The organism is Desertivirga xinjiangensis, assembly GCF_024436435.1.
Taxonomy (GTDB): Bacteria; Bacteroidota; Bacteroidia; order Sphingobacteriales; family Sphingobacteriaceae; genus Desertivirga; species Desertivirga xinjiangensis.
Genome location: NZ_JAFMZP010000004.1, coordinates 73,129 through 97,088, shown reverse-complemented (window position 1 = coordinate 97,088; position 23,960 = coordinate 73,129). Strand labels below are relative to the sequence as shown.

General features: G+C 42.2%; 19 protein-coding genes. 6 read left to right on the top strand and 13 right to left on the bottom strand.

All coding sequences use genetic code 11. The features are described 5' to 3' along the window. Positions 1 to 36 precede the first annotated feature (36 nt). The 9 genes from J3P37_RS11905 to J3P37_RS11870 form a co-directional block, all read right to left on the bottom strand. Positions 37 to 1,740, bottom strand: coding sequence for a RagB/SusD family nutrient uptake outer membrane protein (locus J3P37_RS11905; protein ID WP_256011388.1), 1,704 nt, complete (start codon positions 1,738 to 1,740; stop codon positions 37 to 39). Positions 1,741 to 1,744: 4 nt separating this feature from the next. Next, on the bottom strand, positions 1,745 to 5,212 hold the full coding sequence (locus tag J3P37_RS11900; protein ID WP_256011386.1) for a SusC/RagA family TonB-linked outer membrane protein: 3,468 nt from the start codon (positions 5,210 to 5,212) through the stop codon (positions 1,745 to 1,747). A 194-nt stretch (positions 5,213 to 5,406) separates the two neighbouring features. Then, positions 5,407 to 6,411, bottom strand: coding sequence for a FecR family protein (locus J3P37_RS11895; protein WP_256011385.1), 1,005 nt, complete (start codon positions 6,409 to 6,411; stop codon positions 5,407 to 5,409). A gap of 119 nt (positions 6,412 to 6,530) precedes the next feature. Beyond that, complete coding sequence (locus J3P37_RS11890) at positions 6,531 to 7,115, bottom strand: RNA polymerase sigma-70 factor (protein WP_256011384.1); 585 nt, start codon at positions 7,113 to 7,115, stop codon at positions 6,531 to 6,533. Between the two features lie 162 nt (positions 7,116 to 7,277). Continuing rightward, the gene (locus tag J3P37_RS23120) at positions 7,278 to 7,433 is read right to left on the bottom strand and encodes a glycoside hydrolase family 97 C-terminal domain-containing protein (RefSeq protein ID WP_369414075.1); all 156 of its coding nucleotides are present in this window, start codon (positions 7,431 to 7,433) and stop codon (positions 7,278 to 7,280) included. Then, the gene (locus J3P37_RS11885) at positions 7,397 to 7,591 is read right to left on the bottom strand and encodes a hypothetical protein (RefSeq protein WP_256011383.1); all 195 of its coding nucleotides are present in this window, start codon (positions 7,589 to 7,591) and stop codon (positions 7,397 to 7,399) included. Before J3P37_RS11885 ends, J3P37_RS23120 begins: the two co-directional genes overlap by 37 nt. Positions 7,592 to 7,787: 196 nt before the next feature. Beyond that, on the bottom strand, positions 7,788 to 8,825 hold the full coding sequence (locus J3P37_RS11880) for a LacI family DNA-binding transcriptional regulator (protein ID WP_256011382.1): 1,038 nt from the start codon (positions 8,823 to 8,825) through the stop codon (positions 7,788 to 7,790). A gap of 231 nt (positions 8,826 to 9,056) precedes the next feature. After that, positions 9,057 to 9,947, bottom strand: a complete 891-nt coding sequence (locus J3P37_RS11875; protein WP_256011380.1) for an ROK family protein — start codon at positions 9,945 to 9,947, stop codon at positions 9,057 to 9,059. A 48-nt stretch (positions 9,948 to 9,995) separates the two neighbouring features. Then, entirely contained in the window at positions 9,996 to 11,279 is a 1,284-nt protein-coding gene (locus J3P37_RS11870; protein WP_256011379.1) for a sugar MFS transporter, read from the bottom strand. A 254-nt stretch (positions 11,280 to 11,533) separates the two neighbouring features. Between J3P37_RS11870 and J3P37_RS11865 the strand changes: the two genes are divergently transcribed. From J3P37_RS11865 to J3P37_RS11840, 6 genes are all read left to right on the top strand, one after another. Next, positions 11,534 to 12,172 (top strand): (2Fe-2S)-binding protein, encoded by a 639-nt coding sequence (locus tag J3P37_RS11865; protein WP_256011378.1) that lies wholly within the window; start codon positions 11,534 to 11,536, stop codon positions 12,170 to 12,172. Then, a complete protein-coding gene (locus tag J3P37_RS11860; protein WP_256011377.1) occupies positions 12,169 to 13,152 on the top strand; it encodes an FAD binding domain-containing protein in 984 nt (327 codons plus the stop codon). The genes J3P37_RS11865 and J3P37_RS11860 overlap by 4 nt, the downstream gene beginning before the upstream one ends. A 96-nt stretch (positions 13,153 to 13,248) precedes the next feature. Then, on the top strand, positions 13,249 to 15,492 hold the full coding sequence (locus tag J3P37_RS11855) for a xanthine dehydrogenase family protein molybdopterin-binding subunit (protein WP_256011376.1): 2,244 nt from the start codon (positions 13,249 to 13,251) through the stop codon (positions 15,490 to 15,492). Between the two features lie 3 nt (positions 15,493 to 15,495). After that, on the top strand, positions 15,496 to 16,671 hold the full coding sequence (locus tag J3P37_RS11850; RefSeq protein ID WP_256011375.1) for an XdhC family protein: 1,176 nt from the start codon (positions 15,496 to 15,498) through the stop codon (positions 16,669 to 16,671). After that, positions 16,664 to 17,248 (top strand): nucleotidyltransferase family protein, encoded by a 585-nt coding sequence (locus J3P37_RS11845; protein WP_256011374.1) that lies wholly within the window; start codon positions 16,664 to 16,666, stop codon positions 17,246 to 17,248. The genes J3P37_RS11850 and J3P37_RS11845 overlap by 8 nt, the downstream gene beginning before the upstream one ends. Before the next feature lie 148 nt (positions 17,249 to 17,396). Then, positions 17,397 to 17,588: a hypothetical protein gene (locus tag J3P37_RS11840; protein WP_256011373.1), complete on the top strand. Its 192-nt coding sequence runs from the start codon at positions 17,397 to 17,399 to the stop codon at positions 17,586 to 17,588. 716 nt (positions 17,589 to 18,304) lie between these two features. Here J3P37_RS11840 and J3P37_RS11835 read toward each other — a convergent pair. The 4 genes from J3P37_RS11835 to J3P37_RS11820 form a co-directional block, all read right to left on the bottom strand. Continuing rightward, positions 18,305 to 19,666 carry a beta-helix domain-containing protein gene (locus tag J3P37_RS11835; protein ID WP_256011372.1) on the bottom strand — a complete coding sequence of 454 codons (1,362 nt, stop codon included), beginning with the start codon at positions 19,664 to 19,666 and terminating at the stop codon, positions 18,305 to 18,307. Between the two features lie 82 nt (positions 19,667 to 19,748). Further along, the gene (locus J3P37_RS11830; protein ID WP_256011371.1) at positions 19,749 to 22,601 is read right to left on the bottom strand and encodes a TonB-dependent receptor; all 2,853 of its coding nucleotides are present in this window, start codon (positions 22,599 to 22,601) and stop codon (positions 19,749 to 19,751) included. A 536-nt stretch (positions 22,602 to 23,137) separates the two neighbouring features. After that, complete coding sequence (locus J3P37_RS11825) at positions 23,138 to 23,383, bottom strand: hypothetical protein (protein ID WP_256011370.1); 246 nt, start codon at positions 23,381 to 23,383, stop codon at positions 23,138 to 23,140. 41 nt (positions 23,384 to 23,424) lie between these two features. After that, entirely contained in the window at positions 23,425 to 23,931 is a 507-nt protein-coding gene (locus J3P37_RS11820) for an Mpo1 family 2-hydroxy fatty acid dioxygenase (RefSeq protein ID WP_256011369.1), read from the bottom strand. Between the last annotated feature and the right edge of the window lie 29 nt (positions 23,932 to 23,960).

Below are 23,960 nucleotides of genomic sequence, written 5' to 3'. Positions count from 1 at the left end.
ATCTTTCAAAAATTTCTCAACATTCATTTGTGTCAATTACCAATTAGGATTTTGCGTTAAAACACCCTTGCTCTTAAATATTTCGTTCCTCGGGATCGGGTATAGGTACATGTGATCCTCAAACTTTTTCTGGTAGTTGACAGGAAGCGTCACCACGTTATAAGTGAATGTTCCATCGGCATTTTTAACCACATCCATGCCTTTCATGGGTTTAGTGATTACCTCTTTGGCGATTTTCCAGCGAATCAGATCGTACCAGCGGTGGTCTTCGAAGGCAAGTTCTATCGCTCTTTCATGCCGGATGGCTTCGCGTAACTGATCCTGGTTCAGGTTTTCGGAAAGAGGAGGCATGTTAACGTCGATCCTGGCTCTGATCTCATTGACCTTGCCAATCGCAAGTGTGCGGTCATCCGGATTATCCGAAGCCTCATTAAGGGCCTCAGCATAATTCAGCAGGATCTCTGCATACCGGAAGAAGATAAAATTGAAGAGCGCTCTTTGAGTCGTGTTTCTCACATAGACTTCCGGCCACATTTTGCGGCAGTAATACCTGGTAGCCGAGTAAATGATGTTGTTTGGTCTAAAGTCCGCACCGTACGTTCTAGTTTCACCAGTCCCCTGCGACCACATACCCATCTTTCTTCCCTGCCAGGAAGCGTCATTGTAAAGTATGTTATATTCTAACCTTGGATCCCGGTCTTTATAAGGGTTTTGCGGGTCATATCCAGAATTCGGATCAGTTATAGGCAACCCATTTTTCATCTCATACATATCCACATGGTTTTGAGTAGGGTTCATTGAACCCTGTGCGCCGCCCGAACCAGGCGACATTACAAAATCCAGCAGGAAACCATCGATCGCACGCGGACCTCTAATTTTGATCATGATATATTCAGGGGACTGAGCTACATTCATGATATCGCTGTATGATGGCTGTAAACTGTAATTATTCCTGCTAATCACCGAATCAGCCGCATCCGCTGCCAGTTTCCACTTTGTTTTATCATTTGTGGGATTATTCAAAGGGCTGGCTGCATATAACAGTACCCGCGAACGAAGGGCACGCACAGCTCCCACGGTAGGCCTGCCGTAGTTAGAAGCATTGTACTCTTCCGGAATGCCCAATTCTCTAGCTTTGTCAAGATCGGAAATAATGAAATCAACGCACTCCTGGTACGTATTCCGGGGAATATCGACGTCATCGAAAATGCTGGCCGGTTTATCTACAATGGGTACGCCTCCAAATCTTTTGATCAGTTCGAAGTATAGAAATGCCCTGATAAAGCGCATCTGCGCCTCTATTGAAGCCGGCGTTTGGGTAGCATTACTCCATGGAATGGTGTTCATCCTGGCAAGCACTGTATTCGTTATCCGGATTCCTCCATAAGCTCGTTCCCACACATCACCGATATCGTTAAGAGAAGCTCCCCCTCTTTCATAATGATCATGAAACAAGCCCTGATTTAAGGTGCGCACTGAAATATCCGTATTTCCCGATACTGCTTCGTCAGATGCCTGGGATGTTGTTCCGCGATGTGCATTGAACCGTGCATATTCGTCGATCAAAAAATTATACGCATTATCAGCATATTGTTCGGCAAGCGCTCCGTCACTGAAAACCTTCTCTTCGTCCAGATCCACGCCGGGAGTCCTGTCAAGAAAATCCTTTTTACATGAAGACAATACCAGCAGCAAAAAAAGCGCTGCTATACCGTATATATTAGATGTTAATCTTTTCATAGAATTACAATTGAAGGTTTACACCAAGGTTGTAGATACGTGATGTTGGATAAATAGACTGTTTAGAGAAATCCGTATTTGACAGGTTGATATTCTCCGGATCCAGGTACATTTTAAATTTCGTCCATGTGATGAGGTTCTGTCCTGTTAAGAAAACCCTTAGGGATGATATCTTAAGCGGGCTCAGCCATCTTGCCGGAAGGCTCCAGGAGAGCTCCGCGTTCCTAAGCTTGATGTATGATGCATCCTGAAGGATAAAATCATTCAGCTGGTAACTGATATACGGGTTACCCCTGGAGTGTAAAGCCGGCCAGGTTGCCGTAGCTGCAGTCTCCGGAGTCCAGCGGTTCAGCATAAACTCATACATCTGCTGACCGTTATTTTGTTCGGATAAGATCACATCAGAACTAACGTTCGCAACTCCCTGGAACATAAGGGAAAGAGACACCCCCTTGTAAGCCATCCGCGGAGTGAAACTGAAGATATATTCTGGAGTACGTGAATATCCGATCGGAGCCCGGTCGTCGCTGTTGATCCTTCCGTCACGGTTATAGTCAACATATTTCAGATCTCCCGGAATGGGGTTGCCCAACTCGTTGGGAACATAAGAGTCTATATCCTCCTGCGACTGGTAAAACCCGTTCGTGAGATAACCAAAGAACTGCCCAACCCTCTTGCCTTCCTGTTTCTGATAGTCCGGACGACCAATAGGTTCGTCACGGCTGATGATGCGGTTGCGGGCGAAAGACACCTGGGTGTTCAAGCCATAACTGAGGTCGCCTGAACGCTTATTCAGATCCAGCTCTGCCTCAAATCCTTTATTATACACTTCACCAATATTCAAAGGAGGATAACCTTGTCCAAGAATTTGCATTCCGGATTGTCTGGGAGTGAGGATATCTTTCCGGGTTTCATCAAAGAACTCGAGGTTCAAACTGATCGCATCCCTGAAAAATTTACTCTCTATACCAAAGTTCCTTTTGGTACCGGTTTCCCAGGTGATCACCGGGTTACCAATGGCATTATCAGGCAGATACACCACAGGAAGGTTCCTGATACTGTTGGGATCACCAAACTGCACTACTCTGCCGGGACGCGAGTAAGCAGGAGTACTGATGTTTAAATTTCCGGTAACCCTGGAATAGTTTGTGAGATATAAAAATCTCTGACCGATATCATCGCTGCCTACCAATCCATAACTTCCTCTCACCTTAAGGTAGCTTAGCCATTCACTGTTTTTCAGAAAACTCTCATTGCTGATGGTCCAGCCGGCAGAAACTGCAGGAAAGAAACCATACTTCATTCCTGACGGAAAGTTCTCTGAACCGTTATAAGCGGCATTGAATTCCGCAAAGTATCTTCCGGCATAATTATAAGTAAGGCGGCTAACTACGCCCTGCGATGCTTTCGGTGGAGCTGTCGTAGCAGAGCCCCCCTGAACATTGATCAGCTGGCGGGTAAATAGTGCCAACCCTGTTAAACTGTGTTTGCCAAAGCTCCGGTCGTAGTTAAAGCCGGTTTGCAGGTTAGAATGTATGGTTCCGCCAAATACGTTTTCCAAACCACTTAATGGTTCGTCCCGTGGTCGATCTCCGGTAAGGGTTACTTCCTTTGTTTCACGATCTATCGAATATGCAGCCCAGCTCGCGTTTCGCCTGGTGGTGCTTTCAAAATAAGAGTCGTATGCATATACTGTTTTAAAGGATAATCCTTTGGTTAATGCATCCAGTTTATAGTTTATATTGAAGGTACTTTGGACGCTGTTGAAGTCGTCATAACGTGTTCCCCAACGGGTAATCACTGCCAAAGGATTCCAGATATTGGTTCCCACACTTGGGTTCTGAGCTATACGTCCATCAGGCAAAGTTACCGGATAAGCGAATGCCGGCACCTGTAACACACGGGAGATCATCGCTTCCACATTGTCGTAAGAGAAAGATCCTGAACCTGATCTTAATCCAGAAGGCTGGTATCGTTTCTGTAACCTTCCTCCCAGCTTAACACCTACATCAAGGTTCTTACTAAGCTTTACATCAATGTTCGACCTGAAGTTGTAGCGGTTATAGTCAGGTGTAGACTTTATCTTATAAGGAGAATCGAAGTTCTTAAATATTCCGTCTTCAAAAAGGTAACCTACAGATGCAAAGTATTTTATCACTTTGGTACCGCCACTAACGTTAACGTTGTGCTGCGTCTGGGAATAAAAATCACGGGTGACATAATCAAACCAGTTCACGTTCGGGTATCCAATCGGATCTGAACCATCCTTAAATTTCTGCAAGGCTGCATCCGTCCAGGTAGGCGACAGACCATCGTTCCTGTTCGCCTCATTAATAAGATAAGCATTTGAATAGGCATCCAGCGCTTTTGGAATGCCGGTATACGATTGCAGGCTCAGGTTTCCGGAATAACTAACCCTTGGCTTGCTTTCCTTACCTGATTTAGTGGTAACTACAATTACCCCATTGGCTCCTCTGATACCATACACCGCAGTAGACGATGCGTCTTTTAGGATATTAATCGACTCTATTTCGTTAGGATCAATATCTCCAAAATCTGGCCGCTCTACTCCATCAACAATTACAATGGCACCTGTATTATTGTAAGTAGCAACCCCACGGATATTAATAATAGCGCTATTGGAACCAGGCTGTCCGCTTCGTTGAACAGCTCCTACTCCTGGAGCCCTGCCGATCAGACTATTGGTGACGTTTCCATTTGGTGATTTAAGGATCTCTTTGCTACTGATAGTGCTAATTGCGCCAGTTAACGTAGACTTTTTTTGTGTACCGTACCCCACGGTAACCACTACCTCCTTCAGGTTTTGAGCATCGTCGGCAAGAGTGATATTCAGAACCCTGTTACTTCCTGCAGATTTCTCCTGGGTCACAAAACCGATGTAAGAAAAGACAAGAACATCGTTAGCCGAAGGTACTTTTATTGTGTACTTTCCATCAATGTCACTCAAGGTAGCAATTGGTTTATTTTTAACTCTGATGCTCACACCTGGTAAGGTTTCGCCGGAGGTAGATTTAACTACACCTGTTATAACTATATCCTGGATCTTTGTTTCTTCCGCAGGAACGATGTTTTCAGGTGATTCCTCTTCTCTTTTTGATCGTGTTAATATGATCCGGTCGCTGATAGGCTCAAAAGAAATAGCATGAGGGAGCAGCAGATTTTTTAAAACCGTACCCAGTTTAATCCCTTTAGCATTTAAAGAGACTTTCTCATCCAGCCGCACGAAGTCTTTGCTGTAAATAAACTTCACATCAGTAGAACTTTCCAGTTTGCGAAGCGCCTCATCCAGATTAACATTCTCTACGGAGAGGTTAACTGTACGGTCAAGCACGCCCTGAGCTTTAACATTTGCGGCCAAAGAAACACCTGTAAGTACTGCAAACATTACCATCTGCATAAAGGTCATCATCATAATTTTTTTGAAATCAGAGGATTGTAAACTACATTTCATTATATTTGAATTGTTTCTATTGGTTAAAATTGAGACAAAAAAAGGCCTGTACCTTTAAAAAAGGTATTCTAAGCAAGGTTTTTTAAGACTAAGGGAGCCACTACTCACCCTTAGTCTTTCTTAAGAAAATATGATGTTTTTGTAATCGTTATTATTTCATATCGTTTGATTTACGTCGGTTTAAATCGGCTTGATTAATTGCATCCCTTTCCATTAATTGTTACTACTTCCTGGTTTATCTGGTAACTGGCATCCACAGATTTACAAAGCATTTCCAGTATCTCTGCAAGGTTCTGATCTGTAAAATCAGCCTTAAGAATACAGGAATTGATCTTCGCATTACTGTTTATGGTGATATCGAAATTGTCTTCCAACACGCTCAGCACTTCCCTGATCTGCGTATTTTCAAACGACAGCCTGGGCCTTTTCCAAATCTTTACTTCCGACTGTGCAGAAGTTATATCTTTTTTTAAGGATTGTTCTTCAGTAGAATACACTGCCCTTTGTTCAGGCAATAACATTACCCCCTTATCATTTTCTTTATCAGAAACTGCCACAGCTACTTTTCCGGTAAGCACCTCCACTTCTGTATCTTTGCCTTTCTCTGCTTTGATCAGGAAGCTTGTACCTAGTACTTTGGTTGTTACACCGCCTGCATAGATCAGAAATGGTCTTTTCGGATTTTTAGAAACCTCAAAGAAAACTTTACCTGTCATAGAAACCTCGCGCTTATTTGCAGCAAAATGCTCAGGAACTTCAATTCTGGCACCTGGGTTTAACCAGATCACCGTACCATCTTCCAGTTCCCGTTTATACAGTGTGGTACCTTGATTTTCAAGCACGAGAACTTTAGCCTCTTTTATATTTTGATTAGCAATTACAGGGGCTTCCTGGTTCTGATAGAATGTAATACCGAGAAACATTAATAAAGCAGCTGCTATTCCACTTATCCAATAAGTAAGGGTTCTTACTGAAGTTGTATTTTCCTTCGCCGGCGAAATGCTATCAATGCGGCTGTTGATGTTATCGAGCATTGAGAGCTTAAGTTGTTCCCTCTCTTTAAGGCTAAGCTGCCCCAATATATCCTCTTGCTGATCAAAAGAATTATACCAAAGTATTACCCTTGCCTTCTCTTCGAGTGTGCAGGTACCATTAAGGTATTTTTGTATGAATTCTGCTGTAATTTTATTACCGGTCATCAGGCTTAAAAAGGTTTTCTATCTGGGTTTATATATACATGTCAGTTAAGCGCGCTCTAACACCTACTCTGTTTTAAAATAAATTTTTATTTTTTAGATTGCCTTCTATTCTAAGAATACTACACAAACAGGAGCGCTAGCAATATAGCAGCACCTATATAATCACTGAGGTTGATCCTTAATATTTTAAGAGCTTTGGTGAGGTGATTTTCCACCGTTTTTGTAGAAATGTCCAGACGTTCAGCTATTTCTTTGATTGATAAATGCTCTTGCCGGCTCAGCCGGAAGACATGCTGGCATTTCTCCGGAAGCTGGCCGATTTCGTTTTCAATCACTTTTCTCAGTTCATTGATATAAACCTGATCAAGTGTACTGTTGCTGTAGCCCTCGTGAGCATCTAAACCGGCCCGGTAATTGTTCCTTGTTATTTCCTTCTGCAGGTAATTTAACACCTGGTAGCGCACCGCCGTAAAAATGTAAGCTTCGAAAGATGTATGAACAGAAAACGTAGTTCTTTTTTCCCATAAAGAGACAAAAAAATCTTGCACGATCTCCTGTGCCACCTCCGTGCTTTTAACTCTTTTATATACAGAAGAATACAGCTGATCCCAGTATTTCAAATAAATGGTTTCAAAAGCAGACCGGTCTCCTTTTCTAAGGTCCTGTAAAAGTATCTCATCATCTGTGTCTTCTCTGCTCGCCATCAATACAATTTAAAGAAACTTAATAAAACTCATAAAATGAGGGCTGTTTATAATCGGGATTACAGCCTCAAAGATAAGATTTTCCCGGAATGGACAAAAGAAAAGGGAAGGAGCGGAAATGCCGATCAGCATCTCCGCCAGCAGGTGGAATTTAGAACAGTATTAGTTTGCCCCGCTTATCATTTGCAAATGAGCAACCCATCCGCCGCCCTTACTAAGAATTGCTTTTATAACAGACTTTTTATTTACTTCAAGTGTTTCCATTTTGAAATCCTTCGCATTCAGGTCAGCGTTAATTCCATCTTTCCAAACCACCATCTTATATTGTCCGCAATGAAATGTTCTCTCCTACCAACTTTTTCATCCCTGTCGCCTTCTATCTTCTTTTCTTTAGTATAATGCGGGAACACGGAAGGAGCTTGTACCGCAGAAGCTGATGCCCAAATAAATGTGAGCAGAGCGAGTTTGTAATGCATATCGTTAAAAAATATTTAATGCTTATATATATCCGGATCCCATACGCGAGTACTTCTTACAAGCTTTTGCCTTTTTATTTAACTGGTTAGTTTTCACGAATACATAGCTGGCGATCACTAAATCAAATTTAGTCATTAAAACGATTTAGCGAAAAACAATTGGATATTTAATTGCAGTGGTTAATGTCGATCTATATCAGCTCTTAGAGCCGGATTTTGCCATTGTGGAATCTCTGATTACCAATGCTGTACTTAGGGTCAGATATTCCGGTTCTCTTATGTGAGGAGAACTATTCAGCTTTTCGAGCAGTAAAGCAATTACTTTTTCTGAAATATCCTGAAGCGGCTGCCCGATACTGGTGATAGAGGGCGAATGCAGTTCAAACAGATCGTGATCGTCAAATACAAGTACTCCAAGATCATCCGGTATACGGAGCTCTAATGACTTAATGGCCTTAAGCCCGCTTATACCCAGGTAATTCGTTGCGAAAATAACCGCATCCAGTTCCTTCTTTCTTTTCAGGAATGATGTAATATGCCTGACAATACTTTCCTCCGCCTGGTTGTAAGCAATTTCCTTGATATATTCGTTAATATCAAACTCTCCAATAGCTCTTTCATACCCTTGTAAACGCTCCTGCATCTGTGATTGAAGAGAGTCTAAAGTAACAAATGCTATATGACGATATCCCCTATCCACCAGGTGCTTCATTCCATTATAGATGCTGTTGGCACCATCAATACCCACATAGTCAGCACCAGCGACCTGATGCAGGAAACGATCGAACATGACAACAGGAGCGCCCGATTTAATGAGCGATGTTAGTTCTTCTTCTATCCCTTCAGGAGGGGCTATGATATAACCATCCACATGCCGCTCTCTAAATATCCGAAGTATTTCCCGGGTTTTATCGGTATCGTTTTCTGTGCTGCTGTAAATAATTTTATAGCCGTTTTTATAGGCATTCTCTTCAATTCGCCGGGCAATGTTTGCAAAAAAAGGATTTGCTATATTCTCAACAAGCAGACCTATAATGTTTGATTTCCCTGTTCTGAGGCTACGAGCAAGGACGTTGGGCTTGTACCCTACTTCTTCTACAAACTTCAAAACTCTCTCTACCAATTCATCACTTATCCTCTTCTCCTTTGCCCGACCATTTAAAATAAACGACACAGTGGTTGTGGATATTTCCAATTGTTTGGCGATGTCTACGATTGAGAGTTTCTTCTTCACGCTAGTCTATAATTGAATTCAAAAGATCCCAAATGAATCTTCGTTCAGGAACTTCGAAATTAAAAACTTTAGCCGAACGATCAATACTTTTTAAAGTAAAACCTTATAGCAAGAAAAAAAATGCAAAATGGTGTCAGCAAAAAAGCAGGCTGCCATCGGGCAGCCCTGCCTAGAATTAGATGGCACGCAACACCAACAAACAAGCAAGAACTATATCGTTTTAGCAAGGAGTCAGTCGGAAACTGTTTCAAATGAAGAAAAATACCATAAGCTCGATGCGCCAATTAAAGCGGCTTCTTCACCAAGCTTTGCCTGAAAAATGGGAATATGCTGGAAGTTTGTATTGATACTGCTTCTTAAAGCTTTCTCAAATAAATTGAATGCATTGGAGATGTTCCCTCCCAATACAATAGCTTCAGGCTTTTCAAGCTCAATAAATTCATTAAGAAATGCACCCAGATTGGTTCCAAATTCGTTGAACACCGTTAACGCGTCATTGTCCGAAATGGCAAGTTTTGCTAAATACTTCACGTCTGTAACCACCTTACCGGAAAGTTCCCGATACCGCTTAATAAACCAGCGTGTCGACAGATAATCTTCCGCAATACTATCTTTAAAAGGCAGATTCCAAAAGTTAGCATCAACTGCAGTATTTTGAGAATAAATAGAAGAGCCCAATCCCGTTCCCAGTGTAAGCCCAATGATTTTAGAGAACCCTTTCGCTGCTCCCCCGAAAGCCTCTCCCTGCAGGAAACAGGCAGCATCGTTCATCAAGCGAATCTTGTCGGGATTAACTTCAAGCGCTTCCGCTAGAAGTTCTTTAATATTGAGACCATACAATGATTCGTATTTATCCTGATCCTTTATAAAGCAGATGCCATTCTCATAATCAAACGGGCCGGGCATCCCTATCCCTACCTTTGTGATCTCGAATTCTAACGCACTAAAAGCCTTTTTTATAGCCTCCCCCCAGGAACTGATTATTCGACTGGCGTCTTCATGAGAATCAACACTTTTCCGGATCCATGAGTGCTGAATCACTTTTCTTGTATCAAGATCAACTAAAGCTGCAGTAATGTGAGAGCCACCGATATCAACCCCCATTACTATTGAATTACTCATATTACTTGTATATATTTTTAAATTTATCTAGCCTGCGTATGACATGATTTACCTGACCCTATAAAACTTCGACCCGAACAAAAATATAACCAGGTAACATACAATAGGTAAATAGTAAGACTGTGCAATACCTACATTATCTGCAACAGCTCCCATAATTAAAGGGAATACAGCTCCGCCCACAACGCCCATTGAAAGGAAAGAAGAGGCTTGTTGAGTATGTGAACCCAGATTTTTAAGACCAAGGCTGAAGATGGTAGGAAACATAATGCTGAAGAAGAAATTAATTGCAAACAAAGCGGCATAGGACACCCAACCAAAGCTCTGTGCTACGATAATACACATAACGACGTTAGCCAGCGCAAAAATAGCCAGCAACGAATGCGGCGCTATTATTCGCATAAGAAAGGTCCCTACAAAACGCCCGGTAAGCATCATCGCCATAAAAAGTACCATGTAATTTCCCGCGGTTGCTTCTTCAAAACCCATCACTTCATGACCATAATTGATGAAAAAAGCCCATGTTCCACTTTGTGCAGCAACATTAAAAAATTGAGCGGCAACCGCCCATACAAAATGAGAATGCTGAAACAGTTTTTTTCCTGGTGCAAGGTCAACATTTACCGCATCTTTGTCGATGTTTGTGTCTACCACATGAGGATCTGTTAATGCGGGAACCTTAACAAATGCAAAACAAATGGCGATAAAAGCAATAACACCCCCAATAACCAGATACAATACTTTTACTGAAGTGAGATCCGTACTTCCTTCCACGTTATTCCTGAGTAAAAAATAAGATCCCACAGCCGGACCAATTATTGCTCCCAGGGCATTGAATGACTGTGCGAAATTTACCCGCTGATCGCTTGTCCGCTGATCTCCCAGAGAGGCAACAAAAGGGTGTGCTACTGTCTCTAAAGTAGATAAACCGCAGCCAAGTATAAACAAAGCGATCCCAAAAAAAGTAAAGGAGGCCGTATTGGCCGCCGGAACGAAAAGGAATGATCCCAAGGCGAAAAGAGACAAACCCAGTAATACGCCGTTCTTATACCCAAACTTTTTCATGAATAACCCGGCAGGAATACCCATTACGAAATAAGCGCCAAAGATGGCGAACTGAACAAAAGCCGACTGAGAACGGCTAAGACTTAAGGTATGTTGAAAATGTTTGTTTAGCACGTCCCCCATTGTGATGGCCACACCCCAGCACATAAATAATGACGTCACAAATACTAAAACGGTGAGATATTTTTTTTCTGTGAATTTTGGTTTCGTCCCCCCTGTTAGTACTTGCTCGCTTTGGGGCACGCTTTTTATTTTTGTAATTTCCATTGGGCTTATATTGATTATTTTGAAAGTTGAAATATAGCAAAAAATATAATGACAAATCTAACACATTAAAACGTTTTAGCAAATTATACCTTACAATTTGATTTTACCTAACGAGCTGACCATATTCCCGTCATTCAAATTAAAAGTGTTCTGGCATTCGATTCTATCATTCGGAAAAATACAAATAGCCAAAACAAAGCTTCCGTCACAACAATTATATTCCATAGTATTTCGAAGCTTCTACCTGAAATGTTATGAACAAAAAACTGCCCGGAACATTCATAGAAAAAAAACAACCCGATGATAGCAGGCGAGATTTTCTCAAACAGTCCGCACTTCTTTCTGGACTAAGCATCACCCCATCCATCGCCTTGAAGGCTGCAAATGAACATTGGGATGAAAAACTAGCTGCTGCGATAGAAAAAACATCACTGCAACTAGAAATAAACGGAGTGCAGCAATCGCTCAGTGTTGAACCCAGGGTGACTCTTCTGGACTTGTTACGTGAGCAACTTAATCTCACAGGAACAAAAAAGGGCTGCGACTATGGACAATGTGGAGCTTGTACCGTTCATGTAAACGGGAAAAGGATCTTGTCGTGCCTGACACTTGCAGTAATGCAGGATGGGCAGAAAGTAACGACAATTGAAGGGCTGGCTGATGGAGAAACGCTGCATCCTATGCAGGAAGCGTTCATTAAGCACGACGGCTTTCAATGCGGTTATTGTACCCCAGGACAAATCATGTCGGCTGTGGCTTGTATACGCGAAGGACATGCAGAATCAGAAGATGAGATCCGGGAATATATGAGCGGAAACATTTGCAGATGCGGGGCCTACCCCAACATTGTAAATGCTATTTCAGAAGTGAAAAAAGGAGGAAAAAAGGTATGAATCAGTTTTCCTATATCCGGGTAAACCAGCAACAGGCTGCTGTAGATGCTATAAGAAAAGACAAAGCTGCTATGTTTATCGCCGGAGGCACCAACCTTACCGACCTAATGAAACGAGGGATAGTAAGCCCTGAGAGACTGATCGATATTAACAGACTCCCTCTCAAAGAAATCAAAGCCGAAAAAAACTTTATAAGAATTGGCGCACTGGCTCTGAACAGTGTCGTAGCCGAAAACAGTCTGATCCAGAAAAGACTTCCTCTGCTGGTACAAGCCTTAAATTCAGGCGCATCAGCACAGATAAGAAACATGGCCACTGTAGGAGGCAATATGCTGCAGCGTACACGGTGCCATTATTTTTATGACACAGCACTCCCATGTAATAAACGGCAGCCAGGTTCAGGATGCGGAGCGCTGGAAGGCTTTAACCGTATGCATGCAATTTTTGGCTTTAGCGACAAATGTATCGCTGTACATCCAAGCGATATGAGTGTTGCCTTAATGGCTTTGGACGCTACAGTTTTAGTAACCGGACCAAAGGGCGAAAGGCGTATACCATTTTCAGACTTTCACCGGCTTCCGGGAGACCGGCCGGAAACAGATACAAACCTACAGCCCGGAGAACTGATACTGGCTGTAGATATTCCCGATGCACCATTCGCTCAATATGCCCATTATCTGAAAGTGAGAGAGAGGGCATCATATGCTTTCGCCCTGGTTTCAGTTGCGGCTGCATTACATATTGAGAAAAACGTGATCCGTGAAGCTCGCTTAGCCATGGGAGGCGTGGCGCATAAACCATGGCGGCTTACAGAAGCAGAGAAGTATCTTGCCGGCAAAGCGGTTTCAGAAACAAATTTTACAGAGGCCGCCAAAATAGCGATGCAGGGAGCCAAAGCATTTAAGCACAATGCTTTCAAGCTAAAGCTTGGTCCTAATTCGATTGTCCAGGCCTTAAAAACGGCATCCAAATTATCATAATTCGAAAAAAGCTATTTCAGATGAGCAGATTGTTTTTTGATAATTTATTGGAGATCCAAGCTACCCATTATTTCTAATAATAATTAAAACGTCCAAATGAGCAGACTAATTTTTGATAAAGTTATTGGAGATCCGATGAACCGGGTGGATGGCCGAATGAAAGTGACCGGTGCGGCTAAATATTCAGCCGAATATGCCTTACCTGGCCTCGTCCATGGTGTCATAATCTCAAGCACCATCGCAAAAGGCCGGATAAAAGCCATTGATTCTAAAGCAGCCCTGAGCGCCCCTGGAGTACTGGCGGTAATATCGCATGAAAATGCGATAAAAGTACCTGGTTTTGCGGATAATGAACATCCCACAGAGCCACCAACAGGAGGACAGCCCCTGCGAGCATTCTACGACAACAAGGTTTACTCAAACGGACAACCTGTTGCCATGGTGGTAGCAGATACACTGGAGAGAGCCAGGTATGCAGCCAGACTGGTAAAGATTCAATACAACGAGGATAAGCACAAGACCGATTTTGACACCAATAAAGCTCAGTCGGTTCTTCCGTCACAAGCCAAAAAGAACCCAAAATCTCCTTTAGCGGATTATACACGTGGTGTTAAGGATGGATATAAAACTGCTCCTGTTAAACTGGAACTGGAATACATACAACCTACCGAAGTGCATAACCCGATGGAGCTTCAGGCAATTACAGCTTTTTGGGAAGCTGAGGACAAATTGACCGTGTATGATAAGGTTCAGGGCACAAAACCTACCCAGCAGGCCTTTGCTAAGGAATGGAAATTGCCGGTGCAAAACGTCAGGGTGATCTCCGAGTTTGTGGGAGGAGCTTTTGGGAACGGCTTACACAACTGGCCCCACGAAACAGCTGCTATCATAGCTGCCAAAATGTTAGACCGGCCTATCAGGCTCATGCTTACCCGCGAACAAATGTTTTTCATGGTAGGTTATCGTCCTTATACCTGGCAAAAGATCGGTATTGGCGCTTCTCCGGATGGCAAAATTCTGGGAATCACTCATGAGTCTATCGGTCAGACGTCGTCTTATGAGGAATTTACAGAGTCTACCCTCCAGCAAACCAGGATGATGTACACCAGTCCCAATGTAAGCACCGTTTACAGGCTTTTGCCCCTGGATGTAAGTACTCCTATCTGGATGCGCGGCCCCGGAGAAGCAACGGGGGCTTTTGCACTTGAATCTGCCATGGATGAGATAGCATTTGCCTTGAATATAGACCCTGTGGAATTCAGGCTTATGAACCATACAGACACAGACCCCGATAAAAAGCTGCCCTGGTCTACCAAGTATCTTAAGGAATGTATACAGACAGGAGCTGAAAAGATTGGCTGGAAAGACCGTGCGTTAAAACCCGGGACGGTACGTTCAGGAGAGTGGCTCATTGGCTTTGGAATGGGAGTTGGAACCTTTGGAGCTCATCGCGGAGCAGCTGCTGTGAGGGCTAAGCTGATGGCCAATGGCTCCATCCTCTTCCAAAGTGCTGTTACAGATATTGGTCCGGGAACCGGAACCGCCATGGTACAGATTGCCTCCGAACATATAGGTATTCCTCCCGAAAAGATCACTTTCCAACTCGGCAACTCTGATTTTCCGCAGGCACCAAATCAGGGAGGTTCAGCCATCGTGGCGACAGTGGGATCTGCTGTAGTTGCAGCCTGCACACACATCAAAGAAAAACTTTTGACCATGGCTGCCGCCTCCGAAAAAAGGTTTACGGGCGTAAAAATGGAAGATGTACTGTTCGATAAAGGCGAGCTATCCCTTGCAAAATCGCCTTCCGTAAAAATGTCATATATTGACATTCTAAAAAAACAGAAACTTACCGAACTCGACATCATTCAGGATTCTAAACCTGGAGAAGAAGGTTCGAAATATTCTAAATACTCTTTTTCCGTTCACTTTGTCAAGGTAATGGTTCATCCTGTTACCGGACGTGTGAAAGTAGACAAAGTGGTCAGTTGTATTGATGCAGGAACCATTATCAACAAGAAAACAGCGGCTAATCAGATCATCGGAGGTGTAACCGGAGGGATTGGGATGGCTCTTCAGGAGGCCGCTGTCATGGACCATCGTTTTGGCAGGTATGTTACTAAAGATTTTGCAGACTATCACGTGCCTGTCCATGCCGATGTACCCAAGGTGGAAGTTTATTTTACAGATAAGCCCGACTATATTGTAGATCCGATGGGAACCAAAGGCTTAGGCGAAATAGCAATCATCGGAGTGGCTCCGGCAATAGCCAATGCGGTATTTAATGCAACCGGAAAGCGTATCCGGGAACTTCCCATCACACCTGATAAACTTATCTGATTAATGAAGGAGCTCAAAGATATCATCAAGGCCTTTGATAAAGCGCAGCAACTCGGACTAAAAACAGCTCTTGCAACCGTTGTGCATGTGGAGGGATCTTCCTACCGCAGACCGGGGGCCCGTATGCTGGTTACCGAAGATGGAAAGCTCACCGGTGCCATTAGCGGCGGCTGCCTCGAGGGCGATGCCTTACGCAAAGCTCTCTCAGCTATTAACGAGGGAAAGAACAAGCTGGTGACCTACGATACGACAGACGATGATGATGCAAAGTTCGGGATACAACTAGGTTGTAATGGGATAGTACATATTTTATTTGAACCCATTACAGCCGCTAATCCGAACAACCCCATCCAACTGTTAAAAGCTTTAACCAGCCGGAGACAAAAAGGCGTGATAATTACCCTGTTTAATCTGGATAATCCGTTTTATGCACAACCGGGGACCTGCTTATTACATCTTAATGATGCATCAAAATCATGTCTGTCACTCTCCCAGGATCTGAGACTACAGGTCCTGGCCGACGCAACACAGGCATTCCAGGAAGAAACTTCCGCAATAAAGAGCTATACTTTGGACGATGGTATTCTCGCATCATTGTTTGATTTTGTGAGCCCTGCACTCTCCCTGGTTATCTTAGGTGCCGGAAACGATGCCATTCCCTTAGCAGAGATGGCTCATCTTCTTGGCTGGCAAATAACCGTAATTGATGGCCGTCCGAATTATGCTACCCGGCAACGCTTTCCAAAGGCCGACAAGGTATTCGTTGCTCGGCCCGAAGAAGTAGTTCCTCAGCTGGAGATCGATCAGCAAACAGCCTTCGTGCTAATGAGCCATAACTACAATTATGACCTAAAGATGCTGAAATTTCTCGTTCGGGAAGACGCCACATATATTGGCATGCTGGGTCCAAAATCCAAACTAAGTCGAATGATCGCCGAGTTTGAAAATGAGGGAAACTGTTTAAGTCCGGAAGATCATCAAAAGATCTATGGTCCCGTTGGCTTAGACATAGGAGCTGAAACAGCCGAAGAAATTGCATTGTCAGTGCTCGCAGAGATCAAAACTATATTTGCCAGCAGGATTTGTCAGCATTTGCGCGATAAAACCACATCTATTCACGCGCCAACACTTAAGGTATCCGCACAAAAAGAAGAAGACTTCACTTTTCAAAATGAGTAATATAGGGGCGATTATATTAGCCGCAGGAGAATCTTCCCGATTAGGAAGACCTAAGCAGCTATTGCCTTTTTTCGGCACCACTCTTATCGGGAATGTTCTTCGTGCGGTGCAGGAAAGCGCAGTTAAATCTGCTGTTCTGGTTTCGGGTGCATATGCAGAATTGATAAAGCAAGAAGTTGGTAACCACCCCATCCCCGTCATTCATAACTCCGGTTGGAGAACCGGAATCGCATCCTCTATCCGTACAGGGCTTGACAGTATCTTACAAACAAACCCGCTGTTCAATGGGGTAATATTGCTTGTTTCTGATCAACCATTTGTAACAGCAGAATTACTTAATCAAATGATTGCAGAGAAGAACAGATCTGGAAAAGCAATCATTGCCTGCGCCTACCAGGACACGCTAGGAACGCCTGTACTATTTGACAGGCGATATTTTAAACACCTGATGGACCTCAAAGGCCAGGAAGGCGCAAAGAAACTTCTTACTAATTTCCACAAATCTGTCGCAAGTGTGCCCTTTCACAACGGGGAAATAGATATTGATACGGAGGAGGATTATAAGAAGCTAAGTTGAGATGCCGGCTATCCTTTAGAACCCGATACCGGGATATTCTTCAGTAATATTTAACCTGTAGGAACAAACGTGGTAAATGATCAGCTATAATTTTTCAATCACCGTCCAGGCTCGTTTTAAATATTGTTCCAAATGCTAAATTTGCTCAATGCAGTTTCAAAATGTTCATATTGGTGATGTAAAATATCCTTCGCTTAAAAAAGATATGACGGAACTCCTGGGAAGCCTTTCGGATAATCCCAAACAGGGCAAGGCGCTCGGCAACAGTTTCTATAAAATCCGCCTTTCTATCACTTCTAAAGGTAAAGGCAGATCAGGCGGGGAAAGGGTAGGAACTTAGGTGAAAGTCACCGCTACTACCGTTTTTCTTACTTCCATCTACGACAAATCCGAAAAGAGCACAGTCACCGACAAAGAACTCGGACAGATTTTTAAGCTTATTCCGTAAACCTCAGCGCTGTCCTTAGTCTGTAGCCAGGGTTAAGCGCGCGAGGGACTAAGGATTATCCAATAAAAACAGAGTCTCTGACTAAAACGACTTCCCTTCCATCGGGGCCTTGATATACAGCATGGATCTTATCTCATCCTGACTATGTGTTTTTTTTTGCTCTGCCATGAATACCCTGAAGTTTCCAGATTTGAGATGAAACGCTTGATCGAAATCCGCGCTCTCAGTAAATAAATTTGAACAGTTTGTCTCAGCAGGACATTCAGTTAAATTGTCCGAAGATATAGACAAGTCGTTGTTGTCACTGCAGGAGGTAAGAACGATCAGAATAAGGGCGGTCAAGCTTAAATGATTCATACTTTATAATTAGTATTAGAAATACGGGCGACTATAAAGATATGCGACAGCGACATATATTAAGTTTTTGTTAACAGAGCCAAGCGTAGGGGTATGACAAGTTTGAAGCAAGTATTTAATAATCAATACCATCAAAGCTCTTGCCAAAAAGCAACTGTTTTGAAATATGCCTCGTCAAACTATAAATAAAAAGCCGCCCCATAACTAACTTATGAGACGGCTTCTATGTTATAATTATTTAATTAATAATCCTAGTAAGTTGTGCTTTTTGGAGTCCAGTTAGCCCATCCAGCTGTCCAGTTGCTAGTTCCCATCGCTCCAGCATAAGTAGCTGTGGTTTCAAAGCCTGTTGCTAAATCACCAGTAAAGGCTGCTTTCCCGTTAGCTACAGAATTTGCAGTTAATGTAAGGTTTGGAGCATCTATGTTTGTACTAGTAAATCCAACTGCATTAAGGTTAGCTACAGTAGTATTCCCACCGGTAGCTAGGAAAGTACCAAGAGCCGCAGCATCTGCGAATATTGTGGTTGCAACGCTTGATAAACCAAAGTTATTTCCAGCTCCAAAAAACACGTTATTTGAAACTACTGTTTGACCGTTTTTTAAAGAGTTCGCTGCGAAATCCGAGCTCAATTCAAGAGCATTAGTTTTATGATTAACAATAATTGAGTTTGCCAATACAAGTCGGCTACTGGTACCAATATGGATTCCAGCACCATGGTTAGCGCTAGAACTTCCGCCACCTGGCCCTATAAATGTAAAGTTAGAAAGAACAGGCCTGCTATATTGCTCCTCGCTAACCGCTGAACCATTTGATGCCTCAACACCTCTAGACATTCCACCTTGCGAGATATCTGCCACATTTGGGTCCTTTATAGAAATAGCATACTGAATTTTGCCTGAATATCCCTGATCGAAGTCAAAATCGTCATCCACACCACGGTATGCTATTAAATGGCTTGCATTAACTGTGCCTCCGAAGAACTCAAATGAATCGTCACCTCCATAAGAGACCTGAACATGGTGCACTTTAGTTCCACTTCCTACACCGCAGAGAGTTAGGCCATTAATCTCTTTATTGACCTGAATAGGATAACCTGCAAACTCAATACGAACATAACTAAATTCCCCTGAATTATCAGTTGGAACCTCTCCACCATAATTAGCAACTTCAGAACCTAAAACTCCAGATTCATATTGAGCTGTCCCGCTTTCTGTATTGACGGTAGATTTACCGCAAATTACAATTCCCGCCCAATCTCCTGCTGCTTTAACTTCCTGATCCGAAGTGAAAACAATTGGATTTGAGGCAGTTCCATTAGCAATAATATCACCATCTCTTTCCACAATAAGGGCGGCATTTGTAGCTTTTTCACCTTTAATAATAGTCCCTGCAGGAATCTCAAGTCTACCACCAGCCATAACCCGAACAAAACTACGCAATAAATACGTTGTATCCGCACTTAGCTTTCTTGTACCTCTGATTTCTCCTTGAAGTACTGTGAACTCCGTTTCTTGATTATTGTCGTCTCCATCATCTTTTTTACATGCACTGAATGCTGTGAATGCCGACAAAAGTACTGCGGCATAAAATTTTGGCTTCTTAAAATTCATGATCTTTTTTTTTCTTATTGATACAAATGTATTATGTGATTATTAGCAATATTTAAAGAGTATATTACCTTAATATTAAGTATTAGAAACGATATCCGAACGATAGAGACACTGAACGTCCATATTGAACAGAGTTGATAAGCTGATCAGATGAATTATCGTATCTGTCGTTTTCATTCAAGTCCTGATAAAACTTGGCGTCGCTATCGAAAATATTACTAACATTCAGTTTTACCTCACCCTTCTTCTTGATTATACGTTTGGAAAGCTGGAAATCAAGAATATTTCTTGGCGCTTCGTAAACATCTGGATAGTCGGCGAAATAACTTCCATTCCTAGTGTTACCAAAACCAACGACGGAGATTCGCTTACCAATCCTGTTATACAGCAAGCTTGTTTGCCAGCTAGAGTTTGGTGTATTGTAATGCAATCCGGTATTAATCAGGTATGGAGATTGTCCTTGTAGCGGACGGCTTTGCGCAACAACTCCAGATCCTTCAAAATCCACTTCAGATTTTATTATAGCAGCATTAGCACTGAAAATCAAGTTTTTCCAGTTAGCAGATCCTGTGTTGATAAAACCGAGGTCATGCCGTAATTCTAATTCTAACCCAAGGGCAGTTGCTTGGGGTGCATTGAAGTAGGAAATCGTTTTATTTGTCGGCGAACTATCAGATGTAATGAAAGATTCGATTGGATCCTTCAAAAACTTGTAAAACCCTGAGATAGAAAGCAATTGTCCGGCAGATGGGTATATTTCATACCGTAAATCTAAGTTCGTTATTTTGCTACGCTTTAAATCATCATTTCCCGTTCTCATTGCATCCGTAACAAAATCGTAGAAGTTAAAGGGAGCTAGTTCCCTAAATTGAGCTCTCGCAATTGTATTTGAATAACTAATTCTCAAATTTGACTTATCGTTAAGTGGATAACTTAAGTTTGCCGATGGCAGTATGTCCAGGTAGTTATTTTTAACATTTAACTGCCTGTTGTTATCTACTGTGTTTAACTCCTCAATGTAATTTTCAACCCTTGCGCCCCATGAAGCTTTCAACTTTTTAAACAACACGTTATTAAACATTACATAACCAGCATTTAAATCACCTGTTGCATCATATTTATTATTGGTATTGGTAATATCATCGATAAAAAACAGATCAGCCGAAATATTATTACTAACAAATAATTGATCTTGTGGCAAAGTCAATAAAGTATATCCCGATCCCCCCTGTTTATAGCCCAACACTCTGGCTGACACATCGCGGAGCTTATATTGTTTTGACAAGCCCACCTTCAATGAATGGGAATTCTCTAACCAATTGAAGGGAATGGAATAATTAACAGCAGCACCGAAAATATTCTCCGAAAGTTCACTAAAAAAACGGCCGGCTGTGGAGGGTGACGCAACTAGTGGAACAGCTGCCTGATATGGTTCGCTTGGATCGCCCTCTACAGGCTTAGTATAAGACAATCGCCTTAAATCTGGCTGATTGTTAGTCACTCTGCCAAAAGACACATTCCAATTTATCCTTGATTTGTTAATACTGCTTAATAGATGATCCCCCTCAAGCACAGAGTTTATAAGGGATTTATCATTTACTTCCTGCTGGGAGCCTTTGAGAAGTGTTAACTGTTCATTTGTCTGGCCAGACCTATTTAAATAGGTATCATCAAACGATTTGTTAAAGATATTTTTGAACGCAAATTTATTATTTCCTTTTATATAAGAAAGATTGGCAAGTATTCCTAAAGTCGTATTAAACGCATAGTAGGTATCATTAAACTGATAGAACGGAACACTAACATTATTAGAACGTAGGTTAAACTCACTCCTCGACTCTTCTGATATCGTCGTTGAATTTCTATAGGTTGCTGACAATATTAAGCCAAGCTTACTTTCATTTTTCAGAGCATAAGAATTACCATAGACGAACTGTAAATTCTGGCTAGGCATCGCCTTACCCAAATTATTAATACCCCAGGTATTGTCAAATCCTTTACTATAAGCAACTTGTTGATTGAGAGATGCAGAATTAAATTGTCTTCTTGTTGCAGGAAAAGAAGAAGGCAATGCCCTTGAAGTCGCTCCGAATCCAGTAAAATCTAAGCCTGGTCTGGTATTTCCATAAAAATTATTGAAAGTTGTCAGAGAGTTGTATCCTATTCCGTAATTTATTTCCAGGTTCTTTACATCTGGAAAGTCTTTTGTTTTAATCTGTATAGCTCCACCTGTGAAATCACCGGGAAGTTCGGGAGTGGCAGTTTTATTTATAACAATGTTATCAACTAAACTGGAAGGAATCACATCAAAAGAAAAAGTCTTTCTGTCTGGCTCGGTACTGGGCAAAGGTGCATTATTTACCATTGCATTATTATACCTGTCACTCAAACCCCTAACAATGATAAATTTGTTATCTTGAATACTGGCACCGCTAACACGTTTTAAAACTTCACCAGTATTTCTGTCTGGCGAACGCTTAATTACATCAGCAGAAACTCCACTTGACATACTTACCGCGTTCTTTTGCTGTGCATATAAACCCGCCACCGACTCTTGTTTTGCTGACACATTGATTACAACCGCCTGAAGCTGGTTACTAGCGCCCTCATCCATTGTAACGTCAAGATTGGTAACCGCACCTGCTTTTACAATCACGTCCGACACTGTCTTAGTAGCATAACCTACATAAGTAAAATGAACAGAATATTTACCAGCAGCAAGATTTCCTAAAGTATACCGGCCTTCGACATCTGTCGATGCGCCTTTTGGGGCACCTACCACTTTTACATTCAGCCCTATTAAAGTCTCACCGTTTTTTTTGTCAGTTACCTTACCTGTGATTTTGCCGGTTGTAGACTGGCCAAATATCTCCAAACTCATTAGTCCGAAAAGGAACACCAGGGTTAAAGTTCTGAAAACTAGATTATTTTTCACTTTTGCTTCGTTTTTTCAACCACAAAAGTATTACCGGAATATTAAGTGGATGTTAGAGGTCAATTAAGGAAAAGTAAGCGTTTTGTTAATTTAACATTAAGAACCTCCTAGAAGCGCCTCGATACTCCTCGCTTTTACAACGCATCCTAATGATCTAAAGGCGTCTTAGTACTACGTCGTTGTATAGCTCAATTACTATTAATCCTCTAACCTGTATAGCCTAATTAGGACGAGACAAGAACGAGATATCGTATTTTATAGACCGTGACTAAACCGTACATGAACCGTACCAAGACCGTGAAATTGACAGTCTTAGTACTTGGAAAGTACCCTCATGGTTCAAGCTTGTACCTGAGAGGGCTAGGAGAAGGCTGAACTGGGTATTAATTTCAATTTCCGGAGTTGGTAAAGAATGTCTATCTGTTGCCGAGCGAGTCGGAGACTCGCTTTTATTTCTGAATCCAGAGACACCCTGGGGAAGTCTCTGGACAGATAGGAACCTCCGGAGTAAAAGGCTTAGAAATCATTGAATAAGCTTAGATACCGGCTCGTTTGCTATTATCGTCTACGATGCTTCTTTCGCTGTCGGAAGTGAAGGCGTCATAAACATTCCAGGCCCAGATCAGGATGGGGACGATTGCTGTCCAGGCGAGGAGAAAACCTACAGTACCACCAACTATAATTATAAGAAGTCCTTTAATTATCTGGCCTTTGATTATCTGTCCTAATCCAGGAATGATCGCAGAGGCTATTCCAGGGATTATATATTTCTGATTTTCCATAGTAGTAAGATTTACTATCATGGATCAAATACATTGCCAGTTTAATGGATCAAGCGAACTTTTTTGAGAAGCTGATGTATCAGCCACATAGGTCCGGTTAACAAGAATTTTAAATTAGTGATAAAAGAGGGTATTTTTCCTTCGGCGCTGTATCCAATAAACTGTAAGAGCAAACCCAGGATAAAGATTATTAGGCAGACCTGCGGCAACTGGGGCCAACCTTGATTGGTATGAAGCTTTTCGAGACTTACAATTCCTGCTGAAAATGCAAATACAACCAGGAGCATTCCATAGGATAATAGAGGCGATAATTTGTAATAATAGTAGATAGAAAAGGCGATCAGAAATGATGCCCAGTTCACAAAACCATTGTATCTCCCTAAAAAGTTGAGATGGGGAAATGGGATGGCCCAGATAAGACCTAAAAGGCCAAACGATAGCAAAGGGACATATATCCACTGAAGCAACTTGTTTGTAGGACTTTGATGTGCTTCTGAGTATTGATTTAGAACTTTAATGACTGGAAGAATCTCGTGTTGTTTAGCCATTGTAAGAATTCAGCCCCTCTCCTTTCGGA

Coding starts and splice junctions, on each gene's coding strand:
- J3P37_RS11900 (WP_256011386.1), bottom strand. CDS start 5,212: ATGAAATGTAGTTTACAATCCTCTGATTTCAAAAAAATTATGATGATG.
- J3P37_RS11845 (WP_256011374.1), top strand. CDS start 16,664: ATGAGTAATATAGGGGCGATTATATTAGCCGCAGGAGAATCTTCCCGA.
- J3P37_RS11855 (WP_256011376.1), top strand. CDS start 13,249: ATGAGCAGACTAATTTTTGATAAAGTTATTGGAGATCCGATGAACCGG.
- J3P37_RS11850 (WP_256011375.1), top strand. CDS start 15,496: ATGAAGGAGCTCAAAGATATCATCAAGGCCTTTGATAAAGCGCAGCAA.
- J3P37_RS11820 (WP_256011369.1), bottom strand. CDS start 23,931: ATGGCTAAACAACACGAGATTCTTCCAGTCATTAAAGTTCTAAATCAA.
- J3P37_RS11835 (WP_256011372.1), bottom strand. CDS start 19,666: ATGAATTTTAAGAAGCCAAAATTTTATGCCGCAGTACTTTTGTCGGCA.
- J3P37_RS11870 (WP_256011379.1), bottom strand. CDS start 11,279: ATGGAAATTACAAAAATAAAAAGCGTGCCCCAAAGCGAGCAAGTACTA.
- J3P37_RS11875 (WP_256011380.1), bottom strand. CDS start 9,947: ATGAGTAATTCAATAGTAATGGGGGTTGATATCGGTGGCTCTCACATT.
- J3P37_RS11865 (WP_256011378.1), top strand. CDS start 11,534: ATGAACAAAAAACTGCCCGGAACATTCATAGAAAAAAAACAACCCGAT.
- J3P37_RS11905 (WP_256011388.1), bottom strand. CDS start 1,740: ATGAAAAGATTAACATCTAATATATACGGTATAGCAGCGCTTTTTTTG.
- J3P37_RS11885 (WP_256011383.1), bottom strand. CDS start 7,591: ATGCATTACAAACTCGCTCTGCTCACATTTATTTGGGCATCAGCTTCT.
- J3P37_RS11825 (WP_256011370.1), bottom strand. CDS start 23,383: ATGGAAAATCAGAAATATATAATCCCTGGAATAGCCTCTGCGATCATT.
- J3P37_RS11840 (WP_256011373.1), top strand. CDS start 17,397: ATGCAGTTTCAAAATGTTCATATTGGTGATGTAAAATATCCTTCGCTT.
- J3P37_RS23120 (WP_369414075.1), bottom strand. CDS start 7,433: ATGGTGGTTTGGAAAGATGGAATTAACGCTGACCTGAATGCGAAGGAT.
- J3P37_RS11890 (WP_256011384.1), bottom strand. CDS start 7,115: ATGGCGAGCAGAGAAGACACAGATGATGAGATACTTTTACAGGACCTT.
- J3P37_RS11895 (WP_256011385.1), bottom strand. CDS start 6,411: ATGACCGGTAATAAAATTACAGCAGAATTCATACAAAAATACCTTAAT.
- J3P37_RS11860 (WP_256011377.1), top strand. CDS start 12,169: ATGAATCAGTTTTCCTATATCCGGGTAAACCAGCAACAGGCTGCTGTA.